At 71.7% G+C, this 22,844-nt stretch carries 23 protein-coding genes; 6 read left to right on the forward strand and 17 right to left on the reverse strand.

What is annotated here, in order from left to right:
* Positions 1 to 10 precede the first annotated feature (10 nt).
* From A4X16_RS03990 to A4X16_RS04010, 5 genes are all read right to left on the reverse strand, one after another.
* On the reverse strand, positions 11 to 1,003 hold the full coding sequence (locus tag A4X16_RS03990) for a DNA-methyltransferase (protein WP_442922900.1): 993 nt from the start codon (positions 1,001 to 1,003) through the stop codon (positions 11 to 13).
* A complete protein-coding gene (locus tag A4X16_RS03995; RefSeq protein ID WP_067116721.1) occupies positions 1,000 to 2,049 on the reverse strand; it encodes a lipoyl protein ligase domain-containing protein in 1,050 nt (349 codons plus the stop codon). Before A4X16_RS03995 ends, A4X16_RS03990 begins: the two co-directional genes overlap by 4 nt.
* A gap of 51 nt (positions 2,050 to 2,100) precedes the next feature.
* Positions 2,101 to 2,838: a DUF1684 domain-containing protein gene (locus A4X16_RS04000; RefSeq protein WP_067116724.1), complete on the reverse strand. Its 738-nt coding sequence runs from the start codon at positions 2,836 to 2,838 to the stop codon at positions 2,101 to 2,103.
* 129 nt (positions 2,839 to 2,967) lie between these two features.
* A complete protein-coding gene (locus A4X16_RS04005) occupies positions 2,968 to 3,822 on the reverse strand; it encodes an alpha/beta fold hydrolase (protein ID WP_067116726.1) in 855 nt (284 codons plus the stop codon).
* 40 nt (positions 3,823 to 3,862) lie between these two features.
* A complete protein-coding gene (locus A4X16_RS04010) occupies positions 3,863 to 4,600 on the reverse strand; it encodes a copper homeostasis protein CutC (protein WP_067116729.1) in 738 nt (245 codons plus the stop codon).
* A gap of 81 nt (positions 4,601 to 4,681) precedes the next feature.
* Here A4X16_RS04010 and A4X16_RS04015 point away from each other — a divergent pair, with 81 nt between their 5' ends.
* From A4X16_RS04015 to A4X16_RS04025, 3 genes are all read left to right on the forward strand, one after another.
* Positions 4,682 to 5,122: a MarR family winged helix-turn-helix transcriptional regulator gene (locus tag A4X16_RS04015; protein ID WP_067116732.1), complete on the forward strand. Its 441-nt coding sequence runs from the start codon at positions 4,682 to 4,684 to the stop codon at positions 5,120 to 5,122.
* Positions 5,123 to 5,127: 5 nt separating this feature from the next.
* Positions 5,128 to 6,471: an MFS transporter gene (locus tag A4X16_RS04020; RefSeq protein ID WP_067116735.1), complete on the forward strand. Its 1,344-nt coding sequence runs from the start codon at positions 5,128 to 5,130 to the stop codon at positions 6,469 to 6,471.
* Between the two features lie 101 nt (positions 6,472 to 6,572).
* Entirely contained in the window at positions 6,573 to 7,022 is a 450-nt protein-coding gene (locus A4X16_RS04025) for a hypothetical protein (protein WP_067116738.1), read from the forward strand.
* Positions 7,023 to 7,146: 124 nt separating this feature from the next.
* Here the strand turns inward: A4X16_RS04025 and rocD are convergent, their stop codons facing one another.
* From rocD to A4X16_RS04065, 8 genes are all read right to left on the reverse strand, one after another.
* The gene (gene rocD / locus A4X16_RS04030; RefSeq protein WP_067116905.1) at positions 7,147 to 8,379 is read right to left on the reverse strand and encodes an ornithine--oxo-acid transaminase; all 1,233 of its coding nucleotides are present in this window, start codon (positions 8,377 to 8,379) and stop codon (positions 7,147 to 7,149) included.
* Positions 8,376 to 9,266 carry a dimethylargininase gene (gene ddaH, locus A4X16_RS04035; RefSeq protein ID WP_067116742.1) on the reverse strand — a complete coding sequence of 297 codons (891 nt, stop codon included), beginning with the start codon at positions 9,264 to 9,266 and terminating at the stop codon, positions 8,376 to 8,378. The genes rocD and ddaH overlap by 4 nt, the downstream gene beginning before the upstream one ends.
* Before the next feature lie 152 nt (positions 9,267 to 9,418).
* Positions 9,419 to 10,444, reverse strand: coding sequence for an NAD(P)-dependent alcohol dehydrogenase (locus tag A4X16_RS04040; protein ID WP_067116745.1), 1,026 nt, complete (start codon positions 10,442 to 10,444; stop codon positions 9,419 to 9,421).
* Between the two features lies 1 nt (position 10,445).
* The gene (locus A4X16_RS04045; RefSeq protein ID WP_067116748.1) at positions 10,446 to 10,676 is read right to left on the reverse strand and encodes a helix-turn-helix transcriptional regulator; all 231 of its coding nucleotides are present in this window, start codon (positions 10,674 to 10,676) and stop codon (positions 10,446 to 10,448) included.
* Entirely contained in the window at positions 10,676 to 11,110 is a 435-nt protein-coding gene (locus tag A4X16_RS04050) for a hypothetical protein (RefSeq protein WP_067116751.1), read from the reverse strand. Before A4X16_RS04050 ends, A4X16_RS04045 begins: the two co-directional genes overlap by 1 nt.
* A 77-nt stretch (positions 11,111 to 11,187) precedes the next feature.
* A complete protein-coding gene (locus A4X16_RS04055) occupies positions 11,188 to 14,925 on the reverse strand; it encodes a proline dehydrogenase family protein (RefSeq protein WP_067116754.1) in 3,738 nt (1,245 codons plus the stop codon).
* 57 nt (positions 14,926 to 14,982) lie between these two features.
* On the reverse strand, positions 14,983 to 15,822 hold the full coding sequence (locus tag A4X16_RS04060; protein ID WP_231880265.1) for a sugar nucleotide-binding protein: 840 nt from the start codon (positions 15,820 to 15,822) through the stop codon (positions 14,983 to 14,985).
* 3 nt (positions 15,823 to 15,825) lie between these two features.
* Positions 15,826 to 16,386 (reverse strand): acyl-CoA thioesterase, encoded by a 561-nt coding sequence (locus tag A4X16_RS04065; RefSeq protein WP_067116757.1) that lies wholly within the window; start codon positions 16,384 to 16,386, stop codon positions 15,826 to 15,828.
* A gap of 130 nt (positions 16,387 to 16,516) precedes the next feature.
* Here A4X16_RS04065 and A4X16_RS04070 point away from each other — a divergent pair, with 130 nt between their 5' ends.
* Positions 16,517 to 17,023, forward strand: a complete 507-nt coding sequence (locus A4X16_RS04070) for a GNAT family N-acetyltransferase (RefSeq protein WP_067116760.1) — start codon at positions 16,517 to 16,519, stop codon at positions 17,021 to 17,023.
* A 130-nt stretch (positions 17,024 to 17,153) separates the two neighbouring features.
* On the opposite strand, the gene A4X16_RS04075 is transcribed toward A4X16_RS04070, so the two are convergent.
* Genes A4X16_RS04075 through A4X16_RS04085 form a run of 3 tightly spaced genes read right to left on the reverse strand, consistent with a single transcriptional unit; the run spans position 17,154 to position 20,669 of the window.
* Positions 17,154 to 18,917, reverse strand: coding sequence for a cytochrome b/b6 domain-containing protein (locus A4X16_RS04075; RefSeq protein WP_197491766.1), 1,764 nt, complete (start codon positions 18,915 to 18,917; stop codon positions 17,154 to 17,156).
* A gap of 2 nt (positions 18,918 to 18,919) precedes the next feature.
* Positions 18,920 to 19,891, reverse strand: a complete 972-nt coding sequence (locus tag A4X16_RS04080; protein ID WP_067116763.1) for an electron transfer flavoprotein subunit alpha/FixB family protein — start codon at positions 19,889 to 19,891, stop codon at positions 18,920 to 18,922.
* Between the two features lies 1 nt (position 19,892).
* On the reverse strand, positions 19,893 to 20,669 hold the full coding sequence (locus A4X16_RS04085; RefSeq protein ID WP_067116765.1) for an electron transfer flavoprotein subunit beta/FixA family protein: 777 nt from the start codon (positions 20,667 to 20,669) through the stop codon (positions 19,893 to 19,895).
* A 109-nt stretch (positions 20,670 to 20,778) separates the two neighbouring features.
* On the opposite strand from A4X16_RS04085, the gene A4X16_RS04090 reads away from it, so the two are divergent.
* Positions 20,779 to 21,315, forward strand: coding sequence for a MarR family winged helix-turn-helix transcriptional regulator (locus A4X16_RS04090; protein ID WP_082914259.1), 537 nt, complete (start codon positions 20,779 to 20,781; stop codon positions 21,313 to 21,315).
* Between the two features lie 45 nt (positions 21,316 to 21,360).
* Positions 21,361 to 21,804: a YdeI/OmpD-associated family protein gene (locus tag A4X16_RS04095; RefSeq protein WP_067116771.1), complete on the forward strand. Its 444-nt coding sequence runs from the start codon at positions 21,361 to 21,363 to the stop codon at positions 21,802 to 21,804.
* 118 nt (positions 21,805 to 21,922) lie between these two features.
* Here the strand turns inward: A4X16_RS04095 and A4X16_RS04100 are convergent, their stop codons facing one another.
* Positions 21,923 to 22,699, reverse strand: coding sequence for an enoyl-CoA hydratase-related protein (locus A4X16_RS04100; protein ID WP_067116774.1), 777 nt, complete (start codon positions 22,697 to 22,699; stop codon positions 21,923 to 21,925).
* Positions 22,700 to 22,844 lie beyond the last annotated feature (145 nt).

Raw genomic sequence — 22,844 nt, forward strand, 5'->3', positions numbered from 1 at the left:
TCGTCCGGGGTCACTCTCCGAGCGTCGCGACCTCGGCGTGCGGCATCCGCTCCGTCATGACCCGGACCGCCTCGGGGTTGTCGTCCACGAGCACCGCATCGCGGCCGAGGGCCGAGGCGACGGCGCCGGTCGTGCCGCTTCCGGCGAAGAGGTCGAGCACGCGATCGCCCGGCCGGCTCGACGCGCGCACGATGCGGCGCAGGACCCCCTCGGGCTTCTGCGTCGGGTAGCCCGTCTTCTCCCGGCCGGTGGTCGGGACGATCGTGTGCCACCACACGTCGGTGGGCAGCTTGCCCCGCGCGGCCTTCTCGGGGGTGACGAGGCCCGGGGCCATGTACGGCTCCCGGTCGACGTCGTCGGAGTTGAAGACGTACTCCCGCGGGTTCTTCACGTACACGAGGATCGTGTCGTGCTTGGTCGGCCAGCGCCGGCGGGACTTCGCCCCGTAGTCGTAGGCCCAGATGAGCTCGTTGAGGAAGCAGTCGCGACCGAACACGGCGTCGAGCATCACCTTGGCGTAGTGCGCCTCGCGGTAGTCGAGGTGCAGGTACAGGGTGCCGTCGTCGGCGAGCAGACGCCAGGCCTCCTCCAGCCGCGGCATGAGGAAGGCGCCGTAGTCGTCGAACCGGTCGTCGTAGGTCCGCAGCATGCCGCGGACGCGCTCGTATGCGTGTCCGTGGAAGCCGTGCCGCACCTCGGGGCTCGGCGCGACCGGTTCCGTATTCAGCATGATCGGGTCATCGCCGACCGCGGCGGCCCGGATCTCCGCGGCCGCTCCCTCTCCGTCATCCGAATCCTGCTGAGTTGTGAACGCGCGGGTCGCGGTCACGACCTGCCGCTCCTGCGCGCGACCCGTGTTGAACGGCGGGTCGAGGTAGACGAGGGTGAACGACCCCGACGGCAGAGTCGCGGCCACCGCGAGGTTGTCGCCCTGGATGATCGAGACCGCGCCCGGCGCGAGCGGGGCGGGAACCCCCTCGACCCCGGCGGCAGGATCGATCACGGAACCCGGTGCAGCCACGCGTCGGTGGAGAACTTCGATTCGACGAGCGCCTCGGCGTCGGCGTACTCGTCGGGGGTGATCGCACCGTCCTCGGCCGAGGTGAGCGAGCGGAACGTCGCGATGAAGCGCTCGATGATCTCGGCGCGCGACAGGCCGGTCTGGCTCCGCAGCGGGTCGACGCGCTTCGCCGCCGACGTCGTGCCCTTGTCGCTCAGCTTCTCGCGACCGATGCGCAGCACCTCGGTCATGGTCTGCCCGTCGATGTCGTACGAGAGCGTCGCGTGGTGCAGCACGCCGCCGTTCGCGAGGCGCTTCTGCGCCGCGCCGCCGATCTTGCCCGACGACGACGCGATGTCGTTGAGCGGCTGGTAGATCGCGTCGATCCCGAGCGAGCGCAGCGCCTGCAGCACCCAGTCGTCGAGGAAGGCGTAGGAGTCGGCGAACGTCATGCCCTGCACGAGGGATGCCGGCACATACAGCGAGTACGTGATGATCTGCCCCGCGGCCATGAGCATCGCGCCGCCGCCCGAGATGCGCCGGACGACGTCGAAGCCGTGCTGCGCGGCACCCTCGGGGTCGACCTCGTTGCGGTACGACTGGAACGACCCGATGACGACGGCCGACTGGTCCCATTCCCAGATGCGCAGCGTCGGGCGGCGACGCCCCTCACCCACGCGCGCGGTGAGCACCTCGTCGAGAGCCAGGTTCATCTGCGGCGAGACGGCCTTCTCGTGCACGATCTCCCAGTCGAAGTCGCCCCAGCCGGGGGCGGTGACGAGGGCGCGGCGGACGGCGGTCCCGACCGCTTCCGGCGTGAAGCCGAGCAGCTGGGCGCCCTCCGGGAGCACTCCGCGCACGGCGGCGGCGATCGCGGTGGCATCCGATTCGACGGGCAGACCCGTGACCGCGGCGTCGATGTCGTCGAGGGCGGTGTCGGGCTCGAGGAAGAAGTCGCCGGCGAGGCGGAAGCGGGCTATGCGTCCGTCCTCGACCTCGAGGTCGACGACGACGAGCTTTCCTCCGGGGACCTTGTATTCACCGTGCACGCCTCCAGCTTAAGGCGCGACCCCCGTCGGCGGGCGGCTCGCGGGGCCGAGTCAGCCGCCGAGCACGAGGGCGCGCTCGCCCGCGCGGATGGGCAGCGAATAGCGGTTGGCCGCGGGCGGCTGCGGGCAGAAGAACTGGTCGGAGAACGCGCACGGCGGGAGGTACGCCCTGTTGAAGTCGACGATGGCCGTGCCGTCGGCATCCGGCTCCTCGATCGGCAGGAAGCGGAACCGGTACGTCTCCACGCCGTTCGTGCCGTCGGCGAACACGGCCGTGAGGCCGCCGCGCGACGAGCGGGTCGCGACCAGGGAGAGCGGGATGCCGTCGAGCCGGAAGTGCAGCCGACCCGCGAGCTCCGACTCCGTCACCATGCCGTCGATCGCCGTGATCGCGATCGTCTCACCCGGCGTCGGCTCGAAATCGGCGCGTATCCGCCACCCCTCCCGCGGCGGATACGCGTCGATCGCGCTGAAGAGCTCGCGCTGCGGCCGACGCGGGTTGAACACCCGCAGCGCCACGGAGCCCCGCCTGTCGAACACCCGCAGCTCCCGCCTCCCGAGCCGCAGCGAGTCGCTTCCGCGCAGGGTCACGACCGATCCGGCGGTGCCGAGATCGCTGCCGCGGATCCCTCCGTCTCCCGTGAGCGCCCAGAGCCCGGGGACCCCCTCGACGGCAGCGGGTTCGGTGATGAGCCAGTTCGTCGACTCCAGCGCTGCCGGCCCGTACTCAGCGGCGGCGTACCGCTCGCGCGACGCGTGCCAGATCCGCCAGTCGTCTTCGAAACCCACCCCGCACCTCCCTCTCGGGGCGAATCTACGGCGCAGGGACGACGACGGGCGGGGCGGGCGTCACGCGGATTCACCCGCTGTCACACGGGTTCACGGCGCGTAACACGCGGACCCCGGAGCCGCGGTCGGTCAGCGGGCGGGTATGCGCGCGTCGAGCCAGGCCAGCAGGTCGGCGCGAACCTCGTCCTGCTGCAGCTCGTTGAAGATCTCGTGACGCGCATCGGGATAGACGAGCGTCGTGATGTCCGTGAACCCCGACCGCGTGCGGTACTCGTCCGCCAGCCGGTGCACGCTGCGCGGACCGCCGACCGGGTCGTCGCGGCCGACGAGGAGCAGCAAGGGGATGTCGTGCCCGAGGTCTCGGCGCGGGCGGCCGTAGAGCCGCGCGGCCTCGATCGGCCCGAACAGCGTCAGCAGCGGCACGTCGGTGGTCAGCGGGTCGTCGGCGAACGACGCCCACACCTCCGGATCGCGGCTGAGCCATTCGAGGCCGGTCGCATCCGTCGCCTTCCACCGTGCGTTGAGGGGCGCGGCGTTGAGCGAGCCCGGCATCCGCAGCGCGGAACCCGACAGGATGACGGCGTCCCAGGCCTCCGGGTGGTGGTTCACGAGCATCTGCGCGAGGAACGAGCCCCACGAGTGGCCGAGCAGCACGAGCGGAAGGTCCGGATGCTCGTCGGCGATGATGCCGGTGAGCTGCCAGATCGCCGCCTCGGCGGCGCGCAGGCCGCCCCTGCCGAGCCGGCCGAGCCCCGCGATGCCGTCGTGCTGCCGGATGCCGGTGCGCCCGTGCCCGCGGTGATCGTCGGCGTACACGTGGAAACCGGCCTCGGTCAGGGCCGTGATGAGGGTGCCGTACCGTCCCGCGTGCTCGCCGACGCCGTGCAGCAGCTGCACCACGCCTCGCGCGTCGCCCACTGCCGGGTGGACGTCGTAGACGATGGCGATGCCGTGGACATCCGTGAATTCGCGGGTATCGGTCACGTCCTCACCCTATCGAGGAGCCGCCGGGGCGGAATATCGGTCAGCGCCCGAGTGCCGCGAGCACGCCCTGCGCGATGTCGAGATCGGTGACCTCGTACCCGCCGACGCCGTCGGAGGCCGATCCCATGCGCACGCCGCCGTCCTCGCTGACGGTGCGCTTGGCCGAGAAGTGCAGCGCGTCGACGCCCGTGGCGGCGAGAGCGGCGGCGCTGGCCGCATCCACCCCGCTGCCCGCCATGACCTCGATCGCTCCCGCCGCCTCGGCCACGAGCGCGCGCAGGGTGTCGACGCCGTCGATCGCCGCCGAGGCGCCGCCCGACGTCAGCACACGACGCAGGCCCAGATCGCGGGCTGCGACGAGCGTCGCGACCGGATCGGCGGTCACGTCGATCGCGCGATGCAGGGTGACGGATGCCGCGCCGGCCGCATCGCGCAGCCGCGCCATGGCATCGAGGTCGAGCCGTCCCTCCGCATCGAGGGCGCCGATCACGACGCCGTCCGCGCCGGCGTCCACGGCGCGGCGGACGTCTTTCTCCGAGACCGCGAGCTCGTCGGCGTCGTAGTGGAAGCCGCCCGCCCGGGGGCGGATCAGGACGTGCACCTCGGGCCCGGACGACCGCGCGGCGTCGATCGCGAGCTCGAGCGTCGCGGGAGACGGAGTGAGCCCGCCCAGCGCCAGTGCGCTGGCGAGCTCGACGCGGGCGGCGCCGACAGCGGAGGCCACACGGACTCCGGCGGGGTCCTGGACGGCGATCTCGATGGCGAGGGAAGCGGTCATCCCCCCATTCTGGCCCGCAGGGCGCCGGCATCCCGGCATCCGCTTCCCTTCTCGCCGCAGAATACTTAGACTGTCTAAGTAATGTCTGCGTCCGATGAATCCCTCCAGCTCACCGCCACAGACCTGCGCATGGCGACGTTCCGGCTCGCCAGACGCCTGCGCTGCGCACGCGCGGTCGACGCCATGAGCGACGCACAGCTCGCCGTCCTCGCGACCCTGAGCATGCACGGCCGTCGCACCCTCACCGCCCTCGCCGAGCGCGAGCGCGTGACCGCCCCGTCGATGACCAGCACGGTCAACGGTCTCGAGGAGCAGGGCTACGTCGTGCGCACTCCGGACGCCGAGGATCGCCGTCGCGTGCAGGTCGACATCACGGAGGCGGGCGCGGAGATCGTCGCCCAGACGATCCGGCGTCGCGACGAGCTGCTGGCCGAGATGCTGGGCGAGCTCGACTTCACCGAGGAGGAGCTCGCGGTCCTGCGCGCGGCCAGCGCCCTCATGCGCAAGGTGGTCGAGCCGTGAGCGCCATGTTCCGTTCGTTCGCGAACATCAACTACCGCATCTGGTTCGCCGGGGCCCTCGTCTCGAACGTCGGCGGATGGATGCAGGCGACGGCGCAGGACTGGGTCGTGCTGACCGAGCTGACCGACAACGACGCGGCCGCCATGGGCGTGACGATGGCGCTGCAGTTCGGTCCGCCGCTGGTGCTCGTCAGCCTCACCGGGTGGGTGGCCGACCGCTTCGAGCGCCGCCGCATCCTGCTGGCCACGCAGACCGCGCTGCTGATGCTCGCGATCGCCGTGGGCGTGCTGCTGCTGAACGACGTCATGACTCTGCCGATGATGTTCGGCTTCGCCGCGGCCTTCGGCGTCGTCAACGCGTTCGACGCCCCCGCTCGCCAGGCGTTCGTGTCGGACATGGTCTCGGTCGGCGACACCTCGAACGCGGTCGCGCTGAACTCGGCATCCTTCAATCTCGCGCGCATGATCGGGCCCGCGGTCGGCGGCCTCCTCATCGTCGCGATCGGCTCGGGCTGGGTGTTCATCGCGAACGCGGTGACGTTCCTCGCCATGCTCGTCGCGCTCCTCTCGCTGCGGACGAGCCAGCTCGCGCCGCGCCCCAAGAACCGCAGCCGCGGCGGTCTCGCCGAGGGGTTCCGCTACGTGTGGGGGCGCAGCGATCTGCGCGTGGTGTTCGTGACGGTGTTCCTGATCGGCGCGTTCGGCATGAACTTCCCGATCTTCGCCTCCACCATGGCGCTCGAGTTCGGCGCGGGCGCCGACGGCTACGGCATCCTCAGCTCGGTCCTCGCGATCGGCTCGCTCGCCGGCGCGCTGCTCGCCGCCCGTCGCGATCGGGCGCGCGTGCGGGTCGTGATCCTCGCGGCCGGGGGCTTCGGCATCGCGGCCTTCATCTCGTCGGCCATGCCGACCTATGTCGCGTATGCCGTCACGCTCACCTTCACCGGATTCATGATCGTGACGCTCCTGACCACGGCCAACGGATACGTGCAGATGACGACGGACCCTGCCCTGCGCGGACGCGTGCTCGCGCTGTACATGGCGGTCATCATGGGGTCGACCCCGGTCGGCGCGCCGATCGCCGGGTGGGTGGCCGACACGTTCGGGCCGCGCAGCGCCATCATGCTCGGCGGCACGGCCGGCCTCGTGGCGTGTGCGATCGGTGCGACGTGGGTGTTCACCTCCGGACGGCTGCATCGGTCGGAGGAGCGACGCTTCCTGCTGACCCTCGACGAGACCCGCCCCGTGAGCGTGGTCGACGAGGCCGAGATGGCCGAGAGGGTCGACCCTGTGGAGTTCAGCGACCAGGCGGCGGTCACGACCCCGATCCGCATCGCGAAGCAGGACTGACCCCCGGGACGCCCCGCCGACACGCCGCGCGTCACTGACGCTCCCTGGGGCGTTTGTCAACGCCCTGGGCGATGTTCGCCGACGGGCCTAGCGTCGGCCCCATGAGCGATGACACAGGACGCACCCCGCACCCGGAGGAGCCGGCTGAGGGCTCTCCCGACATCAATCCGGAGCACAACACGGCTCCGGACGGCCGTTCGGCCGACCACGACACCGACGAGCTCGACGGCAACGCGCAGGGCGCGGCCCAGGGCGGCGCGATCCAGGGCGACAGCTCGGAGGGCGAATCGCCCCGCGGCGCCATCCAGGGCGACGCCGGCTTCGAGGAGAACACCCAGGGCGCAGCCCAGGGCGGCGCGATCCAGGGCGACAGCTCGCACGGCGAATCGCCGCGCGGAGCCATCCAGGGCGACGCCAGCCCCGACCGCGAGGCGGCCACGGGTGACGCGGCCCTGGGCGGCGACGAGACCACCGAGGAACAGCTGGACGCGGACACCGAGGTCGAGCAGGACACCCTGCGGACCCTCGACCCGAACGATCCGCCTGCCTGAGGAGGGGAGGGCCGACGCGCCTGATCACCCGGGGGGGGTGGCGCGTTCGGCAGAAGAAGGCCGAGGGATGCGACGATCCACGGGCAGATGCAGAGCATCCGTCCGTGGATCGTTCGCGTCCGGGTCAGCCGAGGACGAGCTTGAGCTGCTCGACCGCCCAGTCCAGCTCGGTGGCGCGGATGACGATCGGCGGCGCGATGCGGATGGTCTGCCCGTGCGTGTCCTTCACCAGCACACCGCGCTCGAGGAGCTTCTCGGCGATCTGACGGCCCGTGCCCTTCGCGGGGTAGATGTCGACGCCCGCCCACAGGCCGGCGATGCGCACCTCGGTGACGCCGTGGCCGATGAGCGGTGCGAGCGCCTCGGCCAGGTGCGCGCCCAGGGCTCGCGCACGCTCCTGGAACTCCCCCGACTCCAGCATCTCGACGACGCGCAGACCCACCGCCGCGGCGAGCGGATTGCCGCCGAAGGTGGAGCCGTGCTCGCCGGGGTGGATGACCCCCAGCACATCGGCATCGCCGACGACGGCCGAGACGGGCAGGATGCCGCCGCCGAGTGCCTTGCCCAGCAGATACAGGTCGGGGACGACGCCCTCGCGATCGCACGCGAACGTCTCGCCGACGCGACCGAGACCCGACTGGATCTCATCGGCGATGAAGAGCACGTTCTTCTCGTCGCAGATCTCGCGGATGCGGCGGAGATAGCCCTCCGGCGGGATCACGACCCCCGCCTCGCCCTGGATCGGCTCGACGAGCACGGCCGCGGTGTCGTCGGTGATCGCGGCGGCGATGGCCTCCGCGTCTCCGTACGGGACCACGTCGAAGCCGGGCGTGTACGGACCGAAGCCCGCGCGCGCCGACTCGTCGTCGCTGAAGCTGACGATCGTGGTGGTGCGGCCGTGGAAGTTCCCCGCCGCGACGACGATGCGCGCCGCACCGTCGGCGATGCCCTTGACGCGGTAGCCCCAGGCGCGGGCGACCTTGATGCCGGTCTCGACGGCCTCGGCACCCGTGTTCATCGGGAGCACCATGTCCTTGCCGGCGAGCCGGGCGAGCGCGGCGGCGAACGGCTCGAGCCGGTCGCTGCGGAATGCCCGGCTGATAAGCGTCACGCGTCCGAGCTGCTCGGTGAGAGCCGCGACGAGAGCCGGATGCCGGTGCCCGAAGTTCACGGCGGAGTACGCGGCGAGCAGGTCGAGGTACCGCTTGCCCTCGACGTCGGTCACCCACGCGCCCTCGCCGCGGGCGATCGTGACGGGCAGCGGGTGATAGTTGTGCGCGACGTGCGGCTCGGCCGCCTCGGCGGCGGGCTCCTGAACCTGCGGAAGGGCCCCGGTGCCCGCGTCGACCGCGGTCACGACCGGCCCCGCAGCTCGAGCGTGCAGCACTTGATGCCGCCGCCGCCGAGCAGCAGCTCGGACAGGTCGACGAGGATCGGGTTGTAGCCGCGCTCGCGCAGCTGCCGCTCGAAGCCCTTCGCCCGCGGCGAGATGATGACGTTGTATCCGTCGCTCGACGAGTTGAGGCCGAACACCGAGCCGTCCTCGTCGGACACGAGGATCGCCTCGGGGAAGCGCTCCTCGAGGATCGCTCGGCTCGCGTCGTCGAAGGCGCCGGGCAGATAGGCGATGTTGGCGCGCTCGGGCCCGCCGTTCTCGACGCCCTGCACGGGATCGAGCACCGCGATGGCGGTGTCGAGGTGGTAGAAGCGCGGGTCGGTGAGGGTCAGCGAGACGACCTCGCGTCCGAAGACCTCGCCCACCTCGCGGTGGCTGTCACCGGTCGAGCGGAAGCCCGTGCCCGCGAGGATCACGTCGCCGACGAGCAGGAAGTCGCCCTCGCCCTCGTTGACCTCCTCGGGGATGACGGTGTCGTATCCGGCCGCGCGGAACCAGTCGGCGAAGGCGGGCGCCTCGCCCTGGCGCTCGACGAAGCGGAACTTCGGCACATAGGCGCGGCCGTCGATGAGGAACCCGCCGTTCGCGGTGTAGACCATATCGGGGTAGCCGGCGAGGGGGTCGATGAGCTCGACCTCGTGGCCCAGCTCGACATAGAGGTCGTGCAGCTTCTGCCACTGCTCGACGGCCTTGGCGGTGTCGGTCGGCTTCGCCGGCTCCATCCACGGGTTGATCGAGTAGTTCACCGTGAAGTGCGACGGCTCGCACATCAGGTAGTGGCGGCGGTGCGCGGTGCGCGCGGGCGCGGCGCTGACGGCGGTCTCGGACGCAGTGGTTTCGACAGACATGGGGCTCCTCGAACGAGATGCGGCGGACGCTGTCCAGGGGCCCGGCGGTCCTTCGACCCGATCCTCTCGCGGAGAGCGGACGTCGGGGAAGATGCGACTCGAGCACGCCGGCATCCATTCTGTCATTCGCGCCCTGGACGTGGCCAGAGCGCTCACGCCGCGCGCACGATCACCTTGCCGACGGTGTGTCCGGCTTCGACGTGGGCGAGGGCGGACGACGCCCGATCGAAGCCGTACTCCCGCTCGATGACGGGCGTCAGCCGCCCCTGCGCGGTGAGCTCCAACAGCTTCGCGAGCACCTCCGGCCGGGGCGTGGCGGCGAGGGGGCTGATGCGGCGCGACGAGGTCGCCGACAGGAGCGCCGCCGCGATCATGCGGGGCACCGGGCCCAGCACGTGCCCGCCGTTCCCCGTGACGAGCACGATCCTCCCTCCGTCGACGACCAGCCGCTGCAGCGCGCGGAGCTCGAGGCCCCCGGCGATGTCGATCACCGCGTCGAAGTGCGCCGCGGGGAGGGAGGAGAGCGGGGAGCGGCGGTGGTCGATCACGCGCACGGCGCCGAGGTGCTCGACGAGAGCGCTGTTGCGCTCACCGCAGGCCGCCCACACCTCCGCACCCCGCAGCGCCGCGAGCTGCACCGCGAAGGTGCCCACTCCCCCGGAGGCGCCGATCACGAGCACGCGCGGCGACGCGCCGCCCGCGGCATCGGGCCGGAGTCCGATGCCCGCGGCGTCCAGCGCCTGCCATGCGGTGCCGCCGGCGATCGGCAGACACGCGGCCGCCTCGACGCTCACGCCCGGCGGGATCGGCACGAGGCGTGCCGCCGGGACGGTCGTGTACGCCGCGAGTCCGCCGCCGCCGACGAGCTCACCCGCGACGACCTCGCCGATCTCGACGCCGACGACGTCGGGTCCGACCGCCACCACGGTCCCGGCGACCTCCATGCCGCGCACCGGATGCTTCGGCCTGGTCAGGCCGAAGACCGGGCGCACGAGCAGCGGATCCCCGAGCATCACGCGCACGTCGCCGGCGTTCAGCGCGGTCGCGTGGACCCGGAGCACGACCTCGCCGCGACCGGCGTCGGGCACGGGGATCTCCTCCAGCCGGAAGCCGTCGGCCGACCCGTAGGTCTCACGTCGCCAGGCGGGCATCGTCGCGGGGATGGACGGAGGGGTCATCTCACTGCTCCTGCGTGGCGGGTTCGGGGTACTGGAAGAGGTCGTCGAGTCCGACGCCGAAGGCGCGGGCGATCTGGAACGCGAGCTCGAGCGTCGGGGAGTACTTCTCCTGCTCGATCGCGATGAGCGTCTGCCGCGTCACGCCGATGCGGCGGGCGAGCTCGGCCTGGGTGAGGCCGGCGCCCTCGCGGTGCACGCGGATGCTGTTGGAGACGAGCGTCGGCTTGACCATCAGACGAGGCCCCGGCGGTACGCGATCACCCGGGCGATGCTGCCCACGATCGCCGACACCGCGAAGCCCGCGTACATGGTGTTCGCGATCCAGAAGACGTCGGCGCCCACGGCGCACAGAGCGATGACCCCGAGCCCCGCGATGACCACGAAGCCCTGTTCGACACGAGCTCCCATCCGGCTGATGTCCCGGTCGCGGATGTCGGACCTGCCGACGCCGTCGGGGTCGCGCGCTCCGGCCACCATCCCCCAGACGATGCTGACGACGATCGACACGACGATCCCGAGGCCGATCGTCCACAGCATCAGCGGCAGCCAGTCGACGTCGGTGAGCGGACCGTCGCCGGCCCGCTGCACGACGAGGACGACGTAGACCGTGATCGCGATCACCGCGACGACGAGACCGGCCCAGGCGTTGCGCTCCTGGTAGACCATGATCACTCCTCTGTCAAAGATTCTTGACATGAGAGTACGTCGACCCGAAGGTCGATGTCAAGAATCTTTTACACAGGTCAGATGACCGAGGCACTCCAGTCGTCGGGGTTTCCGTAGCGGTGCGCTGTGATGGTGATCGCCTGCTCGTGCACGAACGGCAGCAGCTCGATGCGACCGGCCGACGTGACGTCGCCGTCGTACACCGCGATGTCCGGGTCGCCGTCGACCGCGGCCGCGAGCGCCCGATGCAGCGCCGCGACGGCATCCCGCGATCCGATGAGCCGGACCCGACTCGGGCGCGGCGATGCCTCGACCGACGCGAGCGGTTCGTCGGCGTCGGCACGCCCCCGCACGCGATCGATCCACTCGTCGTCGCTCTCGAGGAAGACGACGGCGCCGAGCTCGCCGAGCGCATGGCGCACCGCCGCCGGAAGGCCGACGGGGGTCGACAGGGTGAAGCCGGCCCCCGCGCGCACCGCGGCGACGACGACCCGCAGCAGCTGCTGCCACTCCGCGTCGGCCGTGGCCCGGATCGCGACGGGGACCGGACGGTATCGGAACAGGTTGCGCTCCACGCCGAGGCGCGACACGTCGCGCACCTGGCCGAACTCCCTGTCCCAGGCCAGCGCGTCGGAGAGCGCCGATCGCCGCAGCCACTCGAACGACTCGAACGCGAGCGAGGGCTGTGCGGACTCGATCAGGGCGGTGATCCGCGAGTCGAGGCCGCGCAGGTGCAGCGTGCTCGACGCGGGTCCCGAGCCGGTCGCGTGCCAGCGTCCGAGACCGATGAGATAGTTCGGCCCACCCGCCTTGGCGCCGGGGCCGACGGACGAGCGCTTCCACCCGCCGAACGGCTGCCGCTGCACGATGGCGCCCGTGATGCCGCGGTTGACGTAGAGGTTGCCCGCCTGCACCCGGTCGAGCCACCGTTCGAGGTCGGCCGGGTCCTGCGTGTGCAGACCTGCCGTGAGGCCGTACGCCACGGCGTTCTGCAGCTCGATCGCGCGCTCGAGCGTGGGCGCGTGCATGACCCCGAGCACCGGGCCGAAGAACTCCTCGGTGTGGAACCGGGACCCGGGCTGCACGCCCACGCGGATGCCGGGACGCCACAGCCGTCCGCTCGGGTCGTCGGCCGCGACCGCCGGCTCGATCAGCCACTGCTCCTCGCCCTCGAGCTCGGTGAGAGCCCACGCGAGCTTGCCCTGCGGTCGCTCGATCACGGGCCCGACCTCGGCGCGCGGATCGGTGGGCCAGCCGACGTGCAGCGACCTCGTGGCATCCGCCAGCTGACGGGCGAAGCGCGCGGAGCGGCCGACGGGGCCGACGAGGATCGCGAGCGACGCGGCGGAGCACTTCTGCCCCGCATGCCCGAACGCGCTGCGCACGAGGTCGGCGACGGCGAGATCGAGGTCGGCCGAGGGCGTGACGATCATCGCGTTCTTGCCGCTGGTCTCGGCGAGCAGCGGCAGGTCGGGGCGCCACGAGCGGAACAGCGCGGCGGTCTCCCACGAACCCGTGAGGATCACGCGGTCGACGGCCTCGTGGGAGATCAGCGCACGACCGAGGTCGCCCTCCTCGATGTCCGCGAGCACCAGGACGTCCCGCGGGACTCCGGCCTCCCAGAGCGTCTCGGCGATGACGGCCGCGCAGCGGCGCGCCTGCGGGGCCGGCTTGAACACCACTCCCGATCCCGCGGCGAGGGCGGCGAGCACGCCGCCGGCCGGGATCGCGAGCGGGAAGTTCCACGGCGGGGTGACCACGGTCACGCGCGCCGGCTCGAACGCGGCGCCGGCGACGGCATCCAGCTCCCTGGCCTTCGCGGCGTAGTACCGGGCGAAGTCGACGGTCTCGCTGACCTCGATGTCCGCCTCGGCGAGCACCTTGCCGGTCTCGGACGCCGCGACCTCGATGAGGTCGCCGCGTCGAGCCTCGAGGGCGACGGCCGCGCGCAGCAGGACGTCGGCGCGCTCGGCCGCGGGACGAGCCCCCCAGAGGATGCCGGACTCGGCCGCACCGGAGATGGCGCTCTCGAGCGCGGCGACGTCGTCGATGCGCGCGGCCTCGATGGTCGTCTGCCCGAGCGTCGAGGCGTCGATGCGTCCGTGAACGTCGCGCGCCCAGTCGCGATTGGTCGGCAGCGAGGGGTCGCTGTCGGGGGTGTTGGCGAATCCCGGGACTCCGCCCGACCCCTCGTCGAGCTCGCGCGGGGCGTACACGGCGGTCTCGAGGAACGCCTCCGAGGCGTCGTCGGATCCGCGGGAGATCCCGAGGACCGCCTGCGTGAGATCGTGCTCGGGGACCGGGACCGCGGGCACGGGACGCACGGATTCGTGCACGGGGACCTGTCGATCCTGGGTGCGACGCGGACCCGTGTGCAGCGTCGGCGACGTCGACCGGTCGAGCGCGTCGAGGAACCGGTCGCGCTCTCGGACGAACAGAGCCTCCTCGTCGCCGAGCCGGAACGCCGCCGAGAGGAAGTTGTCCGAGGACGCGTTCTCCTCGAGGCGGCGCACGAGGTAGCTGATCGCGACGTCGAACTCGGCGGGCTTCACGACCGGGACGTAGAGCAGCACCTCGCCGACCTCGCGCGACACCGCCTGCACCTGCCCCTGGGCCATGCCGAGCAGCATCTCGAACTCGATCGGCGGCTGACCGGCGGCGACGTCGGCAGCCGGACCTCTGGCGACGATCCCGCGTTCGCCGGCCAGCAGCCAGGCGTAGGCGATGCCGAACAGGTTGTGACCGGCGATCCCGAGCCGCACCGCCCGCACGTTCTCGGGGCGCAGCGCCCAGTCGAGGCAGCGGAGGTAGTTGGCGTCCGTGTCGAGCTTGGTGTCGTAGGGGGCCTGCGGCCACCCGTGCATCCGCGCCTCGACCTGCTCCATCGCCAGATTCGCACCCTTGACGAGGCGCACCTTGATCGCGGCGCCGCCGTGGTCGACCCGGTCGCGCGCCCAGGCCGTGAGCTCCTGCAGGGCCGGCAGGGCGTCGGGCAGATAGGCCTGCAGCACGATGCCCGCTTCGAGGCGCTCGAGCCGCGGGTCCTCGAGCAGACGGGTGAAGACCACGATCGTCAGGTCGAGATCGCGGTACTCCTCCATGTCGAGGTTGATGAACGTGCCGTCGTGGGCCGCCGTGAGGTAGAGCGGCAGCAGTCTCTCGACGACCGCGTCGACCACCTGATCGAAGGCCCACATCGAGATGTGGCTGATGATCGCCGAGACCTTGACCGAGACGTAGTCGACGTCAGGGCGGCGGATCAGCTCGTGGATGCCGTCGAGGCGACGCTTCGCCTCGGCCTCCCCGAGCACGGCCTCGCCGAGGAGGTTGAGGTTCAGGCGGGCTCCCGTGGCGCGGATCCTCTCGATCGCCGGGCCGAGCTTGGCCGGACGGGCGTCGACCACGAGGTGGCCGACCATCTCGCGCAGCACCCGGCGGGCGATGGGCACGACGGGGGCCGGCAGGACGGGCGCGACTCCCCCGCCGATCCGGACGGCGGACCGCAGGTACCACGGCAGGAACTCGGGCACGATCGGCGCGATGCGATGCAGGCGCGATGCCGCGGCGCCGAGACTCTCCGGGCGCATGACGCCGTCGACGAATCCGAGAGTGAACGGCAGACCGTTCGCATCCTGCAGGACCCCCGCGAGGCGCTCGGCGGCCGGATCGACGTCCGCGGCCGCGGACTCGACCACCCAGCGGCGCGCGAGCGCGACGGCCCGGTCCGCGAGAGAAGCGCTCGCGTCGGAGGACGGGACGGATGCGGCTTCGCTCTCGGGGGATGCACCCTCCGAGGGCAGCGACGGGTCGGCCATGCCCTCAGCCTAGATCTGCGGGCGGCGCCTGCCGCCGAACGACGGGCGGTGGCGCGCTCAGCGCTCGGCGATCATCTCCGCGTAGCCCTCGCGGAACGTCGGGTATCGGAGCTCGCCGAGCAGCTGCCGCGCCAGGCCGCCGTCGAGCACGGTGCCGCCGCCGACCGGCGGGTCGACTGCAGGCGGGGCGGCGACGCCCAGCTCGGCGGCGATGAAGGCCGCGACCTCTCCGAGCAGCACCGGCTCCCGATCGACGCCGTGCACCAGCGCGGGCGGCGTCTCGGCGCGCACCAGGGCATCGAGCAGCCGCACGACATCGGTCTCGTGGATGCGGTTGGTCCGCCGCGTGCCGTCGACCGCGTCGCCGGCGAGCACCCGACGGATCAGGGAGTCGCGGCCGGGGCCGTAGATCCCCGCCGGTCGCACGACGATCGCGCCGAACAGATCCCTGGCCAGCTGCTCGCCCTCCGCGAGGGCGGTGCCGCCCGGGCTCGTGGCCCTCGTCTCGTCCGCCTCGGTCAGCGGCGTCGGCCCCGGACGCCCTTCGAACACCCGCGTCGACGACACGAACACGACCCGCGACGGCACCCGCGGCAGCGCGTCGGCGAGAGCGGGCAGCGCGAGGGGATAGATCGACCCGCGGTCCGACTCCGCGCGGCTCGGCGGCAGCGTCACGACGACCGAGTCGAACTCGGGCAGCTCATCGGCCAACGGCTTCTCGAGGTCGGCCGCGATGGTCCGGAAGCCCGAGGGCAGCGCCCCCGCGGTGCGGCGGATCGCGGTGACCTCGCCGCCGGACGCGAGCACCTTCTCCCCGAGCCGGATGCCGATCTTGCCGCACCCGACGAGCAGCGTCCTGCCCGGCATCCGCAGTCCGAGGCCCCAGGATGTCGTCATCGGTCAGCTCCACACACTCGGCGCAGGGGTGCGGGTCGGCGGAAGAGCGGATGCTGCGGCCCAGTCGTGCACCCAGGCGTCGATCTCCGGCACGCCATCGGGCTTGCCGACCGCGGCGAACAGCTCCTCATTGCTCACCGTACCGCCCGAACGGCGCAGCATCCGCGCGCGGACGATGGCCCGCGCGTAGACCTCGCCGTCGACGACCGCGCGATGGTCGAGGAACAGCGCCTTGTCGTCGTGCCCGATGAAGCGGGACTGCACCTCGAAGCGCTGCCACAGCTGGAGAGACTTGCGGAACGTGATGGTCTCGCTCGAGACGACCGCGTACCAGCCGCGGTCCTTCATCGCGTCGAACAGTCCGGTGCGGATCAGCAGGTCCCAGCGGCCGAGGTCGAACAGCGACAGGTACCGTCCGTTGTTCATGTGGCGGAGGATGTCGATGTCCGTCGGCAGCGTGGTGAGCGCCACGGTGCCGATCGCCGTCGGGTCGAGCGCCTGACCCCGTCGGACGCGCCGCCGTGCGGAGAGGATGACGAGGAGGGTGCGCCAGATCACGTTCACGAGTGTCGATCGTAGCCATCGGCGCACGTTCGGCGAACTTCGTTGTGCGATTCCTCCACCCTCTCGGGCAGCGGTCGGGGCGGCATCCGCCCGATTTCGCGATCCGATATGCCGCGCGTAGAGTCACGGCATGAGCGCCGATGCCCAGCCTGAAGTCATTGTCCGTCCGGTCCGTGATGTGGATGCGGAAGCCCTGGGTCGCGTGCACGCGCAGTGCTGGCACGAGACCTACGACCACCTGATCAGCAAGGCCGCGCTCGAGAAGGTCTCCCCCCGCCGGATGGCCGAGCTGTGGACGCACTGGGCCGCTCAGGGACCGGAGTTCATCATGAACGCCGCCCTCATCGACGGCGAGATCGTCGGCTTCGTCGGTTCGGGCCCCGCCCGCGACAAGGACGCCCCGGCGTTCCGGGAGCTCTACTTCATCTACCTGCTCGACGCGTATCACGGCACCGGCATCGGCCAGAAGCTCTTCGACGCCGCGGTCGCCGCGGACGAGCCGCTGTACCTCTGGGTCGCGGAGGACAACCCTCGCGCGCACCGCTTCTACACCCGCAACGGCTTCGCGCTCGACGGCGCGACGCACACCGAGCCGTTCCTCGGCGAGACGCTGACCGAGGTCCGCTTCGTGCGCTGAGCCCGTCGCACACGATTCAGCAGGAACGGCCCCCGGATGAGCATCCGGGGGCCGTTTCCCCGTCCGTCAGCGCGTTCGTGCTGAATCCTGCACGTGAGGGCACCGACCCGCCGGCGCTCCGACGCCCGCGTCAGCGGCCGGAGACGTTCCCGAACACCTTCGCGATCGGCGCGATCACGAGCGGACGCGCGGCGACCCAGCCGACGGCGATGACCACGAGGGACGCCACGAACACCCAGAATCCGGTCCAGGTGACGGCATCCTGCGACGCGTACATGTGGTTGAGGTTGCGCAGGAAGCCCGTGAGCATCACGAGGGCGACATGCACGATGATGAACGCGACGAAATACAGCATCACCGGGAAGTGCAGCGCACGCGCCCACTCGATCGGGTACGCCTTCGACAGGCGCTCGGCCTTCTTGGGCCACATCCCCGACATCCGGAACCCGGTGATCGCCGCCAGCGGAGCGGCGAGGAACACGGTCGCGAAGTACGCCAGCTGCTGCAGGCTGTTGTAGTTGTTCCAGCCGTTCTCGTGCGGCCAGTCGAACGAGAGGTACTGCAGGGCCGCCGAGAGGGCGTTCGGCACGACCTCCCAGCTGGTCGGCACGATGCGCGCCCAGTGTCCCGTCGTGAAGAGCAGCACCACGAAGACGACGCCGTTCACGAGCCACAGGACGTCGAGCGCCTGGTGGAACCAGATCGTCAGGCTGACCTTGCCCTTGGGGTTGTTCCGCGGCGTCCAGAACGCTGTCGGCCGCTTCTCGGAGCGGATCCGCAGCCCCGACCGGATGATCAGCACCATCAGGAACACGTTGAAGAAGTGCGCCCAGTTGACCCAGGGTGCGAAGCCGGGCTCGACGTGCACCGCGGGCTCGTACTCGCCGGGGAACGCGGTGAGGAAGTCCTGCATGAACGGGAAGCTCAGCAGCGCGCGCACGAACGCGACCGCGGCGCCCGCGAGGATGCCGAGGGCCGCCGCACCGAGCAGCACGGCGATCGCCTGGGTCCAGGTCGGACGGGCGCGCCCGGATGGCGGAGCGGCCGCGGTGATGTGTCGCGGTGCGCGGCCGTTCCACACCGTGCGGGGAGCCGGCAACGGAGTGCTGACGTCGACGGTCGCGACGGCGACGGCGGCTTCGGGGGCCGACACGCCACTCGAAGGACCGACGACCGGACCCGGTCCGACATCCGGTGTGTCGGCCCCCGAAGCGGACCGTGCCGATGCGGCAGCGACCGTCTCGGCCGGAGGCCACGGCTCGCCCCCGCGAACGCGCGGAAGCCCGCGCCGGACACCCGGGGTGCCGGAGCCTGTCGAAGGGCCCGGCGCCGAAGCACCGGGGTCCGGAGCACCGGGCACGGCCGCGGGCGCGTCTGCGGCGACCGCTCCGGGGGCCGACACACCAGACGTCGGATGCTGCGGGGCAGCCGGTCCGTCGAGTGGCGTGTCGGCCCCCGAAGCGGCGACGACGACGGGCGCCTCGCTGCTCTCTCGTGCGCCCGAAGGCGCCGCGACGGCATCCGCCGGGGGCCACGGCTCGCCGCCGGGCACGCGCGGCAGCCCGCGCCGGACGGCGGAGCGCACGGCAGCAGGCGGCGACGCCAGCGCGGGCACGGACGTCGTCGCGGCTTCCAGAGCGGGGGCCGACACACCAGAGGTCGGACGCTGCGGGGCGGCCGGTCCGCCACGTGGCGTGTCGGCCCCCGAAGTGGCGGGGACCCGCACGCCATCCGCCGCCGCATCCGAAGACGCCGCATCCGACGCCGCCACGCCCGCCGACGCCGCCACGCCCGCCGGCGCCGTCACAGCATGCGCCGCCACAGCATCCGCGGGCGGCCACGGCTCGCCGCCGGGTACGCGCGGCAGCCCGCGCCGCAGCATCCGCGTGGCCATGACTACTTCTTCCGCGCCTCGAGCGCCGCGATCACCTGCGGCACGACGGTGAACAGGTCGCCGACGATGCCGAAGTCGGCGACGTCGAAGATCGGCGCCTCCGCGTCCTTGTTGATCGCGACGATGTTCTTCGCGGTCTGCATGCCGGCGCGGTGCTGGATCGCACCGGAGATGCCGAGAGCGACATACAGCTGCGGCGACACCGACACCCCGGTCTGTCCGACCTGGTGTGACTGCGGGATGTACCCCGCGTCGACCGCGGCGCGGGAGGCGCCCACGGCGGCGCCGAGAGCATCCGCCAGCTCCTCCACGAGGACGAACTTCTCCTTCGACGCGAGACCGCGTCCGCCGGAGACGACCTTCGTGGCGCCTCGCAGCTCGGGCCGCGACGACGTGACCTCGACGGCCTCGATCTCGCCCACGGTCGCGACGGCCGCATCGGATGCCGGCACGGTCAGCGTCTCGACCGTCGGCGAGGCCGCCGCATCGGCTCGCGCCTCGACCGCGCCCTGTCGCACCGTGATGACGGGCGGGCCGAACGTGGCGGCCGCGTCCACGAGGTAGGCCCCGCCGTAGACGGAGTGGTGCGCGACGATGCCCTCGTCGTCGCGCGAGACCCCGACCGCGTCGACGCACAGCGCGAGCTTCGCGCGCACGGCGAATCGTCCGGCGATGTCGCGGCCGCTGATCGAGTTCGAGAGGAGCACGGCATCCGGCTGCACCTGCGCGAAGGCCGCCTGCAGCGCGTCGACGATCGGGCCGGTGAGGAGGCTGGCATCGGCGTCGGCGGTGAGGACGACGGATGCTCCCGCCGCCGCGACCTGCGCGACGGCCTCGTCGGATCCGCCGACGACGAGCGCGACGGGTGAGCCGACGGTCGCGGCGGCTCCGATCAGCGCCGCGGTGCTCGGCGCCGCGTCGCCGGAGGGCAGGACGTCGACGACGACCAGGACGGGGTTCTCGGGGTACGCCATGTCACACCAGCCTGTTCTGCACGAGGAAGTCGACGAGCTTGTCGGCGGCATCGCCCTCGTCGACGATCTTGACTCCCGCGGCGCGCGGCGGCTTCTCGGAGACGGCGATCATGATCGAGCGCGGCGCGATCGACGGGTCGGCCGAGACGTCGAGGTCTTCGAGCGAGAGCACCTCGAGCGGCTTCTTCTTCGCCGCCATGATGCCCTTGAAGTTCGGGAAGCGGGCATCCGGAAGAGCCTCGGTGATCGAGAGCACGACCGGGAGCGATGCCGAGATCGGCTGCGCACCGGCATCCGCCCCTCGCGTGCCCGTGATCCCCTCGGCGGTGATCTCGACCGCGGCGAGCGCCGAGGCGTGCGCCCAGCCCAGGTGCTCGGCGATCATCGCGGGCATGACGCCTCCCGACCCGTCGGTCGAGAGGTTGCCGGTGATCACGAGATCCGGCCCGATGCGACGGATCGCCGCCGCCAGGACCTCGGCGGTGAGCCCCAGGTCGGCGCCGACGAGCTGTTCGTCGGCGACGTGCAGGGCCGAGCCGGCGCCGATCGCGAGAGCACGGCGCACGGATGCGGTGGACCCCTCCGGAGCCATGGTCAGCGCGACCACCTCGGTGCCCTCGTTCGTGTCGGCATGCGCCAGCGCGACCTCGAGCGCGCGCTCGGTGATCTCGTCGAGCACCACGTCGCCGGCGCCGCGGTCGGCGAGTCCGGTCTCGAGATCCAGCTTGCGGTCGCCGTAGGTGTCGGGCACCTCTTTGACCAGGACGACGATCTTCATCGATTGCTCCTCACGACTGCCTCGATTCTAGTCCCTTGATACTCAGTACCATCGTGCGCGCAACTGGGGATCAGCACCGGGGACGCCCCTCATGCCCTACCGTAGAAGCGTGGTCCGACCCCGCCCGCTGCCCGTGGATCCGCTCGCCGAGGCGAAGCGGCAGTGGATCGCGCACGGATGGACGGATGCCGCCGACGGCATGACCGTCGTCACCTCCGTGATGCGGGCCCAGCAGCTGCTGTTGGCGCGGGTGGATGCCGCGCTGAAGCCGTTCGCGCTGAGCTTCGCCCGCTACGAGATGCTGCGCCTGCTGGCCTTCAGCCGCTCGGGACGCCTCCCGCTCTCGAGCGTCGTCGCCCGACTGCAGGTGCATGCGACGACCGTCACCAGCACGGCCGAGCGCCTCGTCCGCGATGGCTTCGTCGTCCGCGAGCCGCACCCGCACGACGGTCGTGCGGCGCTGCTCGTGCTGACCGATTCCGGCCGCGAGCTCGTCGACCGGGCGACCACGGCGCTGAACGCCGACGTGTTCGCCGCGCCCGGCCTCAGCGACGCCGACGCCGCAGAGCTCGTCGCGATCGTCGCACGTCTGCGCAAGGACGCCGGCGACTTCGCCGACCCGCGCCCCCAGCCCGATCCGCTCTGACATGGCCCGCTTCGTGCTCGAGGGGCCCGGGCGTACACTGCCCGCATGAGCGAACTGCGACTGCACACGACTCTCGAGGGCCGCGGCCCCGCGGCGGCGATCATCCTCACCGACGAGCAGGTCGCCTCGTTCGGGGCCGGCAAGGCGTTCCCCGTCGCCGTCACGATCGACGGCAGGACGGCGCGACTCCGGCTCGCCCGCATGGGCGGTCAGAACATGATCGGGTTCAGCAAAGCCGTGCGGGCGGATCTCGGCGTCGAGATCGGCCAGGAGGTCGACGCCGTCATCGCCGTGGATGCCGCCGAACGCGCCGTCGAGGTCCCGCCCGCCCTGGCCGACGCGCTCGATGCCGATCCTGGCCTGCGTGCCGCCTTCGACGCGCTGTCGTACTCGACGCGCAAGGAGCACGCCCGGTCGGTCGCCGAGGCGAAGCAGGACGCCACCCGCGACCGCCGCGTCGAGAAGATCGTCGAGTCGCTGCGCGGCTGACCTCTCGGCCGTGCGCCGTGCGGTAGTCAGCACGAATGCGCCGTCTGCCCGTCGCGCGGCCCTGTCATGACCGGAATCGGGCCGATCGTGCTGAGTTGTGCACGACGGCTCAGCAGGCTCAGCGGTTCTGGAAGTCCGGCGCACGCTTCTCCCGGAAGGCCGCCATGCCCTCCTTCTGATCGAGGGTGTCGAACAGCGCGGCGAACGCATGCTTCTCGTGCGCCAGGCCGTCGGCGAGGGTCGTCTCCATCGCGGCGTCGAGCGCGGCCTTCGCGGCGAACAGCGACGGCAGCGACTTCGCGGCGATCGTGTCGGCGAGCGTCGACGCCTCCGTGAGCAGGTCGGCTGCCGGCACGACGCGCGACACGAGACCGGAGCGCTCCGCCTCCGCGGCGTCCATCAGGCGGCCGGACAGCACGAGCTCCGCGGTCTTGTAGTACCCGACCGCTCGGATGAGCCGCTGCGTGCCCCCCATGCCCGGGATCACGCCGAGGGTGATCTCGGGCTGCCCGAACTTCGCGGTGTCGGCCGCGAGGATGATGTCGCACATCATCGCGAGCTCGCAGCCGCCGCCCAGAGCGAAGCCCGACACGGCGGCGATCACGGGGGTGCGCACCGCCGCGAACTCGTGCCAGATGCCGAAGTGGTCGGTGTCGAGCATCTCGGCCGCCGACATGCCCTCCATCTCCTTGATGTCGGCTCCCGCGGCGAAGGCCTTCTCGGAGCCGGTGACGACGATCGCGCCGACGCCGTCATCGAGGTCGAACGCCCGAGCCGCGGCGGTGATCTCCTCGGCGAGCCGACTGTTCAGCGCGTTCAGCGCCTGCGGCCGGTTCAGGGTGATCCAGCCGACGCGTCCGCGCTGCTCGACCAGGATCGTCTCGTACTCGGTCATGGTGGGCCCTCTCCGTCGTGGTCATCTCAGTATGTCGCGCCGTGTCCGGCATCCGACCTCTGCCCGTTCTGCACACGACGTCCCGATCGGCGGACGAATCCGCGGAAAGGGTTCGCGGAACGGGACAGCGTCAGCAGAGCGGGGC

The organism is Microbacterium sp. H83, from assembly GCF_001650405.1.
Lineage (GTDB): Bacteria > Actinomycetota > Actinomycetes > Actinomycetales > Microbacteriaceae > Microbacterium.

Coding starts and splice junctions, on each gene's coding strand:
- A4X16_RS04010 (WP_067116729.1), bottom strand. CDS start 4,600: ATGACCGCTTCCCTCGCCATCGAGATCGCCGTCCAGGACCCCGCCGGA.
- A4X16_RS04015 (WP_067116732.1), top strand. CDS start 4,682: ATGTCTGCGTCCGATGAATCCCTCCAGCTCACCGCCACAGACCTGCGC.
- A4X16_RS04020 (WP_067116735.1), top strand. CDS start 5,128: ATGTTCCGTTCGTTCGCGAACATCAACTACCGCATCTGGTTCGCCGGG.
- A4X16_RS04025 (WP_067116738.1), top strand. CDS start 6,573: ATGAGCGATGACACAGGACGCACCCCGCACCCGGAGGAGCCGGCTGAG.
- ddaH (WP_067116742.1), bottom strand. CDS start 9,266: ATGTCTGTCGAAACCACTGCGTCCGAGACCGCCGTCAGCGCCGCGCCC.
- A4X16_RS04040 (WP_067116745.1), bottom strand. CDS start 10,444: ATGACCCCTCCGTCCATCCCCGCGACGATGCCCGCCTGGCGACGTGAG.
- A4X16_RS04045 (WP_067116748.1), bottom strand. CDS start 10,676: ATGGTCAAGCCGACGCTCGTCTCCAACAGCATCCGCGTGCACCGCGAG.
- A4X16_RS04050 (WP_067116751.1), bottom strand. CDS start 11,110: ATGGTCTACCAGGAGCGCAACGCCTGGGCCGGTCTCGTCGTCGCGGTG.
- A4X16_RS04055 (WP_067116754.1), bottom strand. CDS start 14,925: ATGGCCGACCCGTCGCTGCCCTCGGAGGGTGCATCCCCCGAGAGCGAA.
- A4X16_RS04060 (WP_231880265.1), bottom strand. CDS start 15,822: ATGACGACATCCTGGGGCCTCGGACTGCGGATGCCGGGCAGGACGCTG.
- A4X16_RS04070 (WP_067116760.1), top strand. CDS start 16,517: ATGAGCGCCGATGCCCAGCCTGAAGTCATTGTCCGTCCGGTCCGTGAT.
- A4X16_RS04075 (WP_197491766.1), bottom strand. CDS start 18,917: ATGGCCACGCGGATGCTGCGGCGCGGGCTGCCGCGCGTACCCGGCGGC.
- A4X16_RS04080 (WP_067116763.1), bottom strand. CDS start 19,891: ATGGCGTACCCCGAGAACCCCGTCCTGGTCGTCGTCGACGTCCTGCCC.
- A4X16_RS04085 (WP_067116765.1), bottom strand. CDS start 20,669: ATGAAGATCGTCGTCCTGGTCAAAGAGGTGCCCGACACCTACGGCGAC.
- A4X16_RS04095 (WP_067116771.1), top strand. CDS start 21,361: ATGAGCGAACTGCGACTGCACACGACTCTCGAGGGCCGCGGCCCCGCG.
- A4X16_RS04100 (WP_067116774.1), bottom strand. CDS start 22,699: ATGACCGAGTACGAGACGATCCTGGTCGAGCAGCGCGGACGCGTCGGC.